This window comes from Flavobacterium sp. WC2430, from assembly GCF_040822075.1.
In the GTDB taxonomy this organism is placed as follows: domain Bacteria; phylum Bacteroidota; class Bacteroidia; order Flavobacteriales; family Flavobacteriaceae; genus Flavobacterium.
This window is the reverse complement of the sequence record NZ_CP162007.1, coordinates 3,764,318-3,777,714: the sequence shown is the minus strand read 5'-3', so window position 1 is coordinate 3,777,714 and position 13,397 is coordinate 3,764,318. Positions and strand designations below refer to the sequence as shown.

Genomic DNA, 13,397 nt, shown 5'->3' with positions numbered 1-13,397 from the left:
TGTTATGTTAAAAAAAAGGAGTGTTTTTAAATTCAAAACAATGAATAATTTGTTTTGCAACTAAATAATACTGGTTGTATTTTATGCAAAAAATAAACAATTGCAACAATTGAAGCTTTTGAAGGAACTTATTTTACTAATCAATAAGCCAAAAAATAAATACAGTGCATTAAGGACCCTCATAAGAAGAGGAAGTTTTTTTTGAAAAGTTAGAACTATTAAAAAACAAATTTGGATAACATAACTATAAATAAAAGGAATTATTTAAACTGTTTTTGGAATTGTATTAAGCAGATTAATACGGGAACTGAATGAATCCTTTTTATGAAGATATTAGTACAATAAACTTGTTAATAATGGAAAGACATATTATTAGACTAATTCTTTTTTATTTAAAAAAGAATCAATTAAAAACGATTTTGTATTATGTTATTGATTTTCAAAGTATTATGAAGTTTATTTTGTAGCTGTAGATTCAAATTTTTACAAGAATGTTTATTGATGTGTTTATGTTCGTAAAGTGATTTCTCTTTTTAGTAAAAATGTCTTTTTTATTGTTTTTTGTTTGCCTCCACTTTTCAAATGAATAATTATGTTAAAATTTTGAACACTCATTTGGAAATTTAAAAAAGTGTGTTGCTTTTTTTTAATTTAAGATTATGAAAAATTTTTCTAATTTTTTTATGGAAAAATCAATGTGAAAATCAATTGAATAAGAATATGTTAGATTATTTTTTAGAAGTTTAACACGAATTTATGTTTAACAAAATTTATGTAATATTATTTATAATGTATTGATAAACAACAAGTTAACCAGTAGTTTTTTATTAATATTTTATTGATGTAATGCTTTTCTTAACGAACAATGTTCCTCATCGTTAAAAATAGAATTTAGTCTTGTTTTACCGCCTTTTCTTCCCTTTTTTTAGTTAATCCTTTAACTTTGATTAACAAATTATTCGGGATAGGTTGTAATTTAAAGTTGCTTTTAAACAACAAAGAAAGCAGTATTACGATTTTTTCCAAAAGTGCTTTTAAAGAAAATAAAACTTTGATAATCAATTTTTTGCAAGTTTCTATATCAAGCATAAAAGCTTTTATCAGTCTTCATTTTCAATTTTTTAAACTAAGTTTTCAATTTTTATTAATTAATAAATATTTGGTTTGTAAAAGGATGCTGTTTTATTGTTTAATAATTTCTTTAAATGATGGAAAACTTCAAGAATATAAATTCTGAAGTTATTTTGATTTTTAACTAGTTTTCTCCCCAAGTTTGAAAACATTTGATAGAACCTATTTGTTACTCATAACTTTAAAAGTCATTTGCAAAAAGTGACGCAAATATTGCTAGAGGTTGATTGTATTTCATGTTTGAATTACATTACTCCTTTGGATGATGGTACACTTCATAATTAGCTATGAAGATGATGTTTAGACATTTGATTCCCCCATTCTTTCAATATCCTACTTAATATAACGTATGGCATAAAAATACTATTATTATGAAAAAGAATACAATTTCGAATTTTTTCGATGTTTTGTCTAATGAAGTAATGAGTTTCTTTATATCGAAAAAAACAGTTTCTAAATTAAATTTTTTAAAATTTAAGGAGAGAAGAGCTATTGATTTTATTTCGGATTACTGGTCCTACTTTTGGCGCCAGTGGTTTGCTATGCCACTTATTTTAGTGGCAATTTTAGTGACGGGATATACGACAAATGCACAGTCTATTAAAGGGGTTGTACCTGTACAATATCCATTATTAGGTGATGGAATTGACGGTGATGGTTGGGCTCATGAACCTACTGGTACCAGTTCCATCTACTTAAATGTTGGAGATTTGTTTGATAGAAAAAATTATTTAAGTGGTAAACCCATTCCAGGTACCAATCCTCAAGAATACTATCCTATTGATGGCACTAACCATGGGATACTTAACCTTGCAGATGGAAGTCTTCTTTATCCTGGAACAATTGATCCTGTTCCAGTTACCTTTTTTCTAAAGGATCCGTTTCAAAATGATCCAACGATATTCACGAGTTCCAATAAAATAAATGATAACCCAAATACGTATACTTGGGGGCCAGGATCTTCACCGAACAAAAATGAAATTCAAAATTGTGGTGCTCATTTTAGTTATGGAAAAGATGGTATGGATGGAGGAATAAGTACTAATGGTACAAGCTTTAGTTTTCCTATTACAGGAAATTCTAAAGATTTGTGGTGCCTTTTTGCGGGTGACCGTCAAGTAACCAATGGTAGTAGTTATATCGATTTTGAGTTTTTACAAAAACGCTTAACTATAACTGGAGCACTACCAAACCCCGGAGTGATCAATCCCTTAATTAATACAGCACCAATTACTGGTGGAAGTGGTAGCTTTATATCTGAGGGAACAGATGGTGGTCGTACCTTAGGCGATTTGTTAATTACTATTGAGTTTACTCAGGGTGGTGGTGATGCTACTGTCGTAATTCAAAAATGGTCTGAAAAAGCAGGCGGTGGTTTTGAATACGTAGTTGTTTTTGATGGTGTTAACTATTCAGTTCCAGGAATTAAAGGAAATATTTTTTGCACTAATAATACTTCAACTACTGATGTACCTTTTGATGTTTATGGAAGTGGAGCTACGGGTTCTTATGCACCAAATCAATGGGCTGAAGGGGGTATAAATTTGACTCAGGTATTTAAAGCCACAAGTAGTGAATGCTTTACGATAAGTACCTTGTTTATTAGAACTAGAAGTTCAGGAAACTCAAGTCAATCTGAATTAAAAGATTTCCCTGGAAGACCTATTCAATTAGATTTGGATTTTACTCCAAAAGCTTTTGCTGGAGCTGATTTTACTAAAACATGTATTAGCAATCCTGATGGTAAAGAAATAGGAGAAACTCCACAAGCTGGATTTACCTATTCATGGAGCCCAGCTGAAGGATTATCTGCTACAAATATTGCAAATCCAATCGCAAATCCATTAGTAAACACTACGTATACTGTTACTAAAACTAAAACAGGTACAAGTTGTAGTGATACTGATGAAGTGATTGTAACAGTGAATAAACCAACAGTTGTAGCTGTGGCAGGAGATGACTTCACTAAAAACTGTCTGATTAATACATCAGGAGGTTCAATAGGAGAAGCTGCGGCAGCAGGATTTACTTATTCTTGGGTGTCTTCACCAGTAGGATTTACTTCTACAAGTGCTAACCCAATGGTGAATCCTTCTGTAACTACTACTTATACCGTAACAAAAACACATACTACATCTGGTTGTACAGATACAGATGATGTAACAGTAACGGTTAATAAACCAGATGTAACAGCGAATGCGGGAGCCGACTTTACTAAAAACTGTTTGATTAATGTATCAGGTGGTTCGATAGGAGAAGTAGCGGTAGCAGGATATACTTATTCTTGGGTGTCTTCACCAGTAGGATTTACTTCTACAAGTGCAAACCCATTTGTGAATCCATCAGTTACTACTACTTATACCGTAACAAAAACACATACTTTATCTGGTTGTACAGATACAGATGATGTGACTGTAACGGTAAATAAACCAACAGTTGTAGCTGTTGCAGGAGCCGACTTCACTAAAAACTGTTTGATTAATGTATCTGGTGGTTTAATAGGAGAAGCAGCGGCAGCAGGATATACTTATTCTTGGGTATCTTCACCAGTAGGATTTACTTCTACAAGTGCTAACCCAATGGTGAATCCTTCTGTGACTACTACTTATACCGTAACAAAAACACATACCACATCTGGTTGTACAGCTACGGATGATGTAACAGTAACGGTTAATAAACCAGATGTAACAGCGAATGCGGGAGCCGACTTTACTAAAAACTGTTTGATTAATGTATCAGGTGGTTCGATAGGAGAAGTAGCGGTAGCAGGATATACTTATTCTTGGGTGTCTTCTCCAGTAGGATTTACTTCTACAAGTGCAAACCCATTTGTGAATCCATCAGTAACTACTACTTATACCGTAACAAAAACACATACTTTATCTGGTTGTACAGATACAGATGATGTTACAGTGACGGTAAATAAACCAACAGTTGTAGCTGTTGCAGGAGCCGACTTCACTAAAAACTGTTTGATCAATGTATCAGGTGGTTTAATAGGAGAAGCAGCGGCAGCAGGATATACTTATTCTTGGGTATCTTCACCAGTAGGATTTACTTCTACAAGTGCAAACCCAATGGTGAATCCATCAGTTACTACTACTTATACCGTAACAAAAACACATACTACATCTGGTTGTACAGATACAGATGATGTAACAGTAACGGTTAATAAACCAGATGTAACAGCGAATGCGGGAGCTGAATTTACTAAAAACTGTTTGATTAATGTATCAGGTGGTTCAATAGGAGAAGTAGCGGTAGCAGGATATACTTATTCTTGGGTATCTTCACCAGTAGGATTTACTTCTACAAGTGCAAACCCATTTGTGAATCCATCAGTAACTACTACTTATACCGTAACAAAAACACAAACTTTATCTGGTTGTACAGATACAGATGATGTGACTGTAACGGTAAATAAACCAACAGTTGTAGCTGTTGCAGGAGCCGACTTCACTAAAAACTGTTTAATCAATGTATCAGGTGGTTTAATAGGAGAAGCAGCTGTAGCAGGATATACTTATTCTTGGGTATCTTCACCAGTAGGATTTACTTCTACAAGTGCTAACCCAATGGTGAATCCATCAGTTACTACTACTTATACCGTAACAAAAACACATACTACATCTGGTTGTACAGATACAGATGATGTTACTGTAACGGTTAATAAACCAGATGTAACAGCGAATGCGGGAGCCGACTTCACTAAAAACTGTTTGATTAATGTATCAGGTGGTTCGATAGGAGAAGTAGCGGTAGCAGGATATACTTATTCTTGGGTGTCTTCTCCAGTAGGATTTACTTCTACAAGTGCAAACCCATTTGTGAATCCATCAGTAACTACTACTTATACCGTAACAAAAACACATACTTTATCTGGTTGTACAGATACAGATGCTGTTACAGTGACGGTAAATAAACCAACAGTTGTAGCTGTTGCAGGAGCCGACTTCACTAAAAACTGTTTGATTAATGTATCTGGTGGTTTAATAGGAGAAGCAGCGGCAGCAGGATATACTTATTCTTGGGTATCTTCACCAGTAGGATTTACTTCTACAAATGCTAACCCAATGGTGAATCCTTCTGTAACTACTACTTATACCGTAACAAAAACACATACAACATCTGGATGTACAGATACGGATGATGTTACTGTAACGGTTAACAATGCGCTACCAAATGCAAATGCAGGTGCTGATGCTCAAATTTTGTGCGGCAACACCACTGTAGGATTGTCAGGATCTTCTACAACAATAGGAGCTACATTCTTGTGGACTGCTAGTAATGGAGGTCATATTGTTTCGGGAGCTGATACAGCGAGCCCAATAGTTGATGCTGATGGTACTTATACACTTACTGTTACTGATCCAGCCAATGGTTGTACAGCTACGGATGATGCTTTGGTTACTACTCAAATTTGTGTTAAAGCGATCTGTACGTATACTCAAGGATATTATGGAAATGTAGGAGGTAAATCATGTGCCGAAGGTATTTCATACTCAACAAAAGAGCTTATTGCTAAAGCATTGACTTCTTATGGAGGTAAAATGACTATTGGTACACTAGGTCATTCTGTTTATATTATGAATAATATGACCGATATAAATGCTCTTATCTCTGTAATGCCTGGAGGAGGAGGTAGCTATGTTTTATCAGCAGGTAACTATGAAATAAATAGTTTGCCTTCTAGCTACTTGAAAAATGGTAGAATCAATAATACTTTATTGGCTCAAACCATTGCACTAGGTCTTAATATAGGAATCAATAGTAACCTTGGTAACTTTACCTTGCAAGCAGGAACTTTAGCTGTTGCAGTTCCTCAAGGAGGCTGTGGATCAGAAATAGCAAAAGAACGCACTTGTAATCTAGACGGAACAGTGAATAATGAATATAAATATTACACTATTCCTAGCAATGTTGTTACTGCCTTAGGAGGTAACCCTACAGTTCAAGGATTGTTTGATTTAGCAAACCAAGCATTAGGTGGAGGATCAACAAACGGTCTTTCTCTTTCAGCAATTGCAGGATTAGAAGATTTACTTAATAATGCTTTTGATGAATGTAGAATATTCGTAGGTTATAATGTTGCGCCATTGAATTGTCCAGTACTTAGTTTAACATCTAAAGTTACACAAACTGAAGTTGCTGGTTTTACAGCTAGTCCAGTTCCTTTTAAAGATCAATTAACCATTAAATACGGTTTCGATTATCAATCAGATGTTAAAATTGAAGTATTTAATACACAAGGAAACTTAGTGTATTCTAAAAGAGATACTAATAGTTTTTTAAACAAAAACGTAGTACTTGACTTAAATATAAATAAAGGTCAAGAGCAAGTTTTTATTGTAAAACTGACTACTGATAGAGGAAGCAGCTCTAAAAAAGTAATGTCTTCACAATAGTAGTATTAATAACCATCTAATTCTATAAAATATAGAGAAGGATTAGATCATTAAGATTAAACCCCGAAAGTACACTTTCGGGGTTTATTTATATTTTTTTAAAATTTAAGTTGTTTTATAAAAATGACTACTCGATAGATAAAAGAATCCATTATTGCTCTTTACAATATAATTTCTTTTTGATGATGGACTACTTCATAAATCCATTTATTGAAGATGTTTTGTTTTTCTGCAAGTTTTTCTTTCCCAAGTCCACTAGTTTCCTGCTTTTAAATAATTTATGGTATTAAAACTTTATTATCATGAAAAATTTTACAATTTCGAATTTTTTCGAATTTTTATCCCGTAAAGTGAATAGTTTTTTTTTTAACGAAAGACAGTATGGTCACATTAGGTTTTCTGATTCCTAATTTTTCTTATTTAAATTCTAGATTTCAGAATTTAAATCTTACAAAAAAGACTTCACGTAATAGCATTTCAAAATCAGGTTATGATGGATTTCTACTTTCTTTTAGAAACTTGGTGACATTGATTTTAATTAGTTCCCTGGGTTTTTCTTCACAAATTTATGGGCAGTTTGCCGATGTAAACCCACCATCGGGAGGATTCGCCATTGATGGAGGGTTAAGAGCTAATACGCCAACTAGTCCCACTCCCTTCACCGCTAATCAGGGCGATTGGTATCCTGGAGCTGCAGGTTCAGGTTCAGGTGGTTCTGTCTTTGATAATGCGGGTGATATTTTGGCACCTGCTACGGCTCAAACAAGCGGTCGTGTTGATACAGAGGAGCCTTATGGTTCTAATGACGATGTTTTTACAAATGGAAGTAAATTTAACGATTATGTGTCAGATTTAAAATGGTTTACAAACTCAGCACCAGATAAAAACGATATTGATAATGCCCTGTATCATGTGTCTCGTGACGCTAGTAACAACCAGTGGATCTTTATTTCCGGAGACCGTCAGTCTACTAATGGAACCAGTTATATAGATTTTGAATTATTGCAAGGTACCGTTGTTCAAAATGATAATGGAACTTTTACAGGAACTCCATTGGCGAGTAAGGCAAATGGTGGCGGTAGAACAAAAGACGATATAATCATTTCCATGGAGTATACCAATGGGGGTTCAAAACCGATTGTATATATTTACCAGTGGAAACTGAGTGGAACCAAGTGGTCTTATGAATTGGTAACTTTGGCAGCTTTGGGCGCTAATGCATTTGCCGAAACTAACAGAGCGGGTGCTGAATTGAATGTACCTTATTCTGCATTTGGAACGAATACGTACCAACAATATGCATTTGTAGAAGCAGCTGTCAATGTGACTTATCTTCTAAATCAGGTACTTGGGGGAGGGGGAGCTAGTTGTAGTGGTCTAAAAATAAAAACATTATGGGTTAAAACAAAAGCTTCTGCAGCTTCGACTGCTGCACTCAAAGATTTTATAACCCCTATTCCTGTGGATCTCAATTTTGGTAGCACAGAGATTGATCCCATTGCTGCAAAATGCGCAGATGACACTACAGCTTATCTTTTATCGGCTACACCCAGCGGAGGTACTTTTAGTGGGCCTGGTGTAAGCGGTAGCGGTCCCTATTATTTTACACCCTCTAATGCTAGTGGTGCTGGGGAGAAAACTATCAATTATAGTAGTGCTGATGGTAGTTGCACCGGATCGATTAAAATTATGGTGAATGCATTACCTACGATAACCGGTACTCTTAGTATGTGTATAGGTTCTACTACACAGTTGACTGGGTCAGGTACTGCAGCAGGAACTAATCCTTGGATGTCTGCTACGCCAAGTGTAGCTACTGTTAGCGCTGCAGGTTTGGTTACAGGAGTGTCAGCAGGTTCTTCAGTCATTACTTATACCAATAACAATGGATGTCAAAAAACGGCTACGGTTACGGTAAATGCATTGCCCACTATTACAGGAACTCTTAGTATGTGTGTAGGTTTTACAACACAGTTAACCGGATCTGGCACTCCAGCTATTTCAAATGCGTGGGTGTCCGCCACTCCAAGTGTTGCTACTGTAAGTACTACAGGTTTGGTAACAGGTGTGTCAGCAGGTACTTCTATTATCACATATACGGATAGTAATGGTTGTCAAAAAACAGCTACAGTAACGGTAATAGCAAATCCATCTCCGCCAAGTGTTTCATACACAGCTCCTACTTGCGATCAAACCACTTTTAGTATTACTCTGTCCGGTGTAATCAATGGAGCTACTTATACTGTATTGAATAAAGAAGGAAATGCCATTGCAGGTATCGTAGGGCTTACTACAGCAACAACTTACACAGGGACAGCAGTCTCCCCCGTTATATTTAGTAATATACCGGCGGGTTCGGGCTATAAGGTTTCTGTTTCAGTCAATGGTTGCGGTTCTGGTTTAACTACCTGTGGAGTAGTATCAGCTCTTAAATCAGCTGAACCAGTTGTTCCAAAAGAGGTATTGACAAACAAGGTGACTACAAGATCAAGTTTTGAGGCTTTTCCTGTTCCTATTAAAGACCAGCTAACAATCAAATACAATTTTGATTACGTATCGGATGTGAAGATTGAAGTATTCAATTCACAAGGTATTTTGGTACTTTCAAAAAAAGACACCAATAGTTATTTGAACAAAGAAATTACACTAGATTTAAATGCTAGTAAAATGAAAGAACAAGTGTATATTGTGAAGTTGACTACTGATAGAGAGAGTAGTTCTAAAAAAGTAATTTCTTCCAAATAGATTAAATAGTAAAAGTTTTACTAAAAAGCATCCACCAAAACGGATGCTTTTTGCATTTGTATAATTCAGGCTTATAAAGCAGTTTGCTTTTTTAATTTCAAATACTTAATATATAATTTAATCTATTTTATATCAGTTACAGTTTTAGTAGTTTTTAAAGAGTAGTTGTCTTTGAATCAGGAATTCAATTGGTCTGCTAGATCAGATACATTCATATCAAACTTATTTATCTATGGAAGCTGCTCACTTACATCATAATGTTTGTAGAAAGTGCTAGTTTTGGGTTTTTTATAACTGGTACTCAGCTTTTAGAAACAGTAAGAATTTAGTGTAGTATTTTGCAAACTCATTTAATATATTATTCCATTAGATTAATATATAATAATTTACCTGAAGTAGTAATTTCAGCTTTTTCTTTAGCAATGATTGCAACTACAGCATCATATAGTTTATTTATTTTGCGCAGAGGACAACTATGAGTTTCTCCTTAAGTTTTGGGATAAAAGGCAATCATTTTTAGGATTAAATATTCTAAAACTTTTCAATTTGAAAAAAAAAATGTGTTGCTTTATAATTGTGTTTTCTGTGCTGTAGCCAAGCATTACTATAAATAAATTTAATTTTTCATCTGTATTTCAAATTTGTATTTGTTATCCAAATAAATTTTTGGCACAGTTCATGAATAGATGTAAATAAGAATCTATAAAAAAATGAAATCATGAAAAAGATAATTACACTTTTAGCTATTGCAGGATTGTTAACCTTGCAAAGTTGTACAACATCAGGTAGTTTTGAAATAGCACCTACAACGACTACAAGTGAAGTGTTTGAAATAACCACTTCGTTTAATTCAACCAATAATTTTGGCAAACTGGTAACTTTTAACCCTAGAATTTATTCTTCGGATGTAGTTTTAGTTTATCGACTATCGGGAGCTAATTCACAAGGTGATATATGGGAATTATTGCCCGAAACACATTATTATAATGATGGTAGTTTGAATTTTGGGTATAAATATGATTATACGAATACTGACGTTGATATTTATATGATAGGATCTAATTTACAAAATGTAACTGCTGAATTCAGAATAAATCAAGTTTTAAGAATTGTGATTGTACCCGCAAATTATGCAACTTCAATTAACAAAAATAGTTATTCGGATGTTATTACGGCTTTAAATCTAAAAGAGAGTCAAATTCAGAAAATAAACTTCTAACTTTGAATAGTAAAGTATAAAAAGGAAGTCGAAAGATTTCCTTTTTTAAAATTTTAAATAAATAATTAATTGTAAATTAGTTATTTAGAAATTAAATTTGGTTCAATGAAGAGCCGTAGGATTAATAAAGCAACCCTTAAAAAAAAATAGTTATGAAAAAGATAAGTACACTTTTGGCAGTTATTGGAATGATTGTAATTTCAAGTTGTTCAGGACCACAGGGGCCTCCAGGTTATGATGGTTTGGATGGGCAAAATGGAGCAGATGGTCTGATTTCTGAAGTTTTTGAGCTTAAGAATGTGAATTTTGCTTATAATGCTACAGATGGCTATACTATATATAGAGCTTTAAATCCTCAAATATATTCTTCGGATGTTATTTTGATTTATAGAATGACTGGAACAATTGATTCTACAACACCAATTTGGCAATTGATACCAAGAACTCTTTTTTTACCACAAGGAGAACTAGATTATGATTTTGATTTTAGTAAAGAAGACTTCACAATTTATGCAGGAGGTAACTATGATTTGAGTTTAACGCCATCTTATATAAATAATCAGACGTTTAGAGTGGTAATAGTTCCAGGAAGTTTTTCAGCTTCCATTAACAAAAATAATTATGCTGATGTTATGGCTGCTTTAAATATAAATGAAAGTCAAGTGCAACAAATTAATTTCTAAAAATAATATATTTTATAAAAAAGGGAGACTGTTTAGTCTCCCTTTTTTATGTGGTTAAAACGAATAGTATAAATTGAATTTCACGCAGCGAATTAAATTAATCTTTAGTATTATTAATTTTACTCATTCGTAATGAAATTACAATTCCAGCGAAAAGAGCCAATGCAATAAAAGCTAAGGAAGCCCATTCAGGAATTTCTATAAAATCATGAAGGAGCATTTTAAGTCCTACAAAACTTAAAATGGCAATAAGACTAAATTCTAAATAACTGAATTTTTCCAGCATGTTAGCTAAAAAGAAATACATGGAACGCAATCCTAAGATGGCAAAAATATTAGAACTAAATACTAAAAAGGGATCACTAGTTATGGCTAATATTGCAGGTACACTATCTAAGGCAAAGACAACATCCATTATTTCAATAACTATTAATGCTACAAAAAGGGGAGTTGCGGCTCTAATGTGTTTTCTTTTTACAAAAAAATGTTCGCCATCAATATGTGTAGTAATTGGAATGATTTTTTTTATCATTTTGAAAACCAATGATTTCTTTGGTTCAAATTGTTCCTCGTCACTAGTGAAAAGCATTTTGACCGCTGTGTAAAAAAGGAAAGCTCCAAAAACATAAGTGGTCCATGAGAATTTATTGATGAGTAAAACTCCAAAATAAATCATTATTCCTCTAAATACAATTGCTCCCAAAATCCCCCAAAATAAAACTCTGTGTTGGTATTTTTTTGGTATTTTGAAAGCAGAGAAGATAATGGCAATTACAAATATGTTGTCTACACTTAAAGATAATTCAATTAAGTAGCCTGTTATGAATTTTATGGCTGCTCCTATTGGCTTTAGTTCATCGGGGTTTGAAATGTAATTGTTATTATAGATCCAATAGATAACACCTGAAAATAAAAAGGAAATGGTTACCCAAATTGATGTCCACTTAGTAGCTTCTTTCGTATTGATAATATGTGGCGTTTTATTAAAAACACCTAAGTCTAAAATAAGAATTACTAGCACTATTATAAAGAAAGAAATCCAGACAATCATAAATAGTTTTCATTTAGATTTACAAAGATACTTTTTAACTTCAATAAATATTTGAGGTAAGAGGATATTAATTGACGGGTATAAAAAAAGTGCCATTGTTAGCAATGGCACTTTTATATTTATAAACTTAAATTACAAAACAGATTTAACTGTTTTAATAATTCTAGCAGCAATTTTGTATGGGTCTCCGTTTGAAGCTGGTCTTCTGTCTTCTAACCAACCTTTCCATCCTTTTTGAACAGTGATTAATGGGATTCTGATTGAAGCTCCTCTATCAGAAATTCCGAAAGAGAAATCATGGATAGAAGCAGTTTCATGCTTACCAGTTAAACGTTGGTCATTATATGCTCCGTAAACTGCAATGTGTTCAGCAGTTACAGGTCTGAAAGCTTCACATATTTTTTCGTAAGTTTCGCGAGAACCACAAGTTCTCAATACTTCATTAGAGAAGTTGGCATGCATTCCAGAACCATTCCAGTCTGTGTCACCAAGTGGTTTTGGGTGGTATTCAATATAGTAACCATATTTTTCAGTTAAACGATCAAGTAAGTATCTAGCAATCCAGATTTCATCACCAGCTATTTTTGCACCTTTAGCAAACAATTGAAACTCCCATTGTCCACAAGCAACTTCTTGGTTGATACCTTCAAAATTAAGTCCTGCAGCAATACATAAATCAGCATGCTCTTCAACTAAATCTCTACCATGAGTGTTTTTTCCACCTACTGAACAGTAGTACATTCCTTGTGGAGCAGGATATCCACCAATTGGGAATCCAAGTGGTAATAAAGTTTTAGTATCCATGATGAAATACTCTTGTTCAAATCCAAACCAGAAATCACCATCATCATCAATAGTAGCTCTACCATTTGAAGGGTGTGCTGTACCATCAGGATTCATAACTTCAGTCATTACTAAATATCCATTTATGCGAGTAGGATCAGGGTAAATGGCAACAGGTACTAATAAACAGTCAGAAGATCCTCCTTCAGCTTGTCTTGTAGATGAACCATCAAAAGACCAATTTCCTATTTCTTCTAATGTACCTTGAAAATCTTCATGTATTTCAACTTTAGTTTTACTTCTAAGATTTTGTGTAGGTTCATATCCGTCTAACCAGATATATTCTAATTTTATTTTAGCCATAATAATATAATTTTTTT

The 13,397-nt window shown here is 33.6% G+C and carries 7 protein-coding genes; 4 read left to right on the top strand and 3 right to left on the bottom strand.

From position 1 onward, the window contains the following. Window positions 1-891: 891 nt before the first annotated feature. Entirely contained in the window at window positions 892-1,089 is a 198-nt protein-coding gene (locus tag AB3G36_RS16435; RefSeq protein WP_367754573.1) for a hypothetical protein, read from the bottom strand. A gap of 413 nt (window positions 1,090-1,502) precedes the next feature. Here AB3G36_RS16435 and AB3G36_RS16430 point away from each other — a divergent pair, with 413 nt between their 5' ends. The 4 genes from AB3G36_RS16430 to AB3G36_RS16415 all read left to right on the top strand — a co-directional run bounded on the left by AB3G36_RS16430 (window position 1,503) and on the right by AB3G36_RS16415 (window position 11,183). After that, window positions 1,503-6,536: a T9SS type A sorting domain-containing protein gene (locus AB3G36_RS16430; protein ID WP_367754571.1), complete on the top strand. Its 5,034-nt coding sequence runs from the start codon at window positions 1,503-1,505 to the stop codon at window positions 6,534-6,536. 381 nt (window positions 6,537-6,917) lie between these two features. Then, window positions 6,918-9,281 (top strand): Ig-like domain-containing protein, encoded by a 2,364-nt coding sequence (locus AB3G36_RS16425; protein ID WP_367754569.1) that lies wholly within the window; start codon window positions 6,918-6,920, stop codon window positions 9,279-9,281. A gap of 718 nt (window positions 9,282-9,999) precedes the next feature. Beyond that, window positions 10,000-10,500, top strand: coding sequence for a hypothetical protein (locus AB3G36_RS16420; RefSeq protein ID WP_367754568.1), 501 nt, complete (start codon window positions 10,000-10,002; stop codon window positions 10,498-10,500). A gap of 152 nt (window positions 10,501-10,652) precedes the next feature. Further along, window positions 10,653-11,183: a hypothetical protein gene (locus tag AB3G36_RS16415; RefSeq protein WP_367754566.1), complete on the top strand. Its 531-nt coding sequence runs from the start codon at window positions 10,653-10,655 to the stop codon at window positions 11,181-11,183. Window positions 11,184-11,280: 97 nt separating this feature from the next. Here the strand turns inward: AB3G36_RS16415 and AB3G36_RS16410 are convergent, their stop codons facing one another. Both AB3G36_RS16410 and AB3G36_RS16405 read right to left on the bottom strand, forming a co-directional pair. Continuing rightward, the gene (locus tag AB3G36_RS16410; protein WP_367754564.1) at window positions 11,281-12,234 is read right to left on the bottom strand and encodes a TerC family protein; all 954 of its coding nucleotides are present in this window, start codon (window positions 12,232-12,234) and stop codon (window positions 11,281-11,283) included. A gap of 132 nt (window positions 12,235-12,366) precedes the next feature. Further along, window positions 12,367-13,380 carry a glutamine synthetase beta-grasp domain-containing protein gene (locus AB3G36_RS16405; RefSeq protein WP_367754563.1) on the bottom strand — a complete coding sequence of 338 codons (1,014 nt, stop codon included), beginning with the start codon at window positions 13,378-13,380 and terminating at the stop codon, window positions 12,367-12,369. Window positions 13,381-13,397 lie beyond the last annotated feature (17 nt).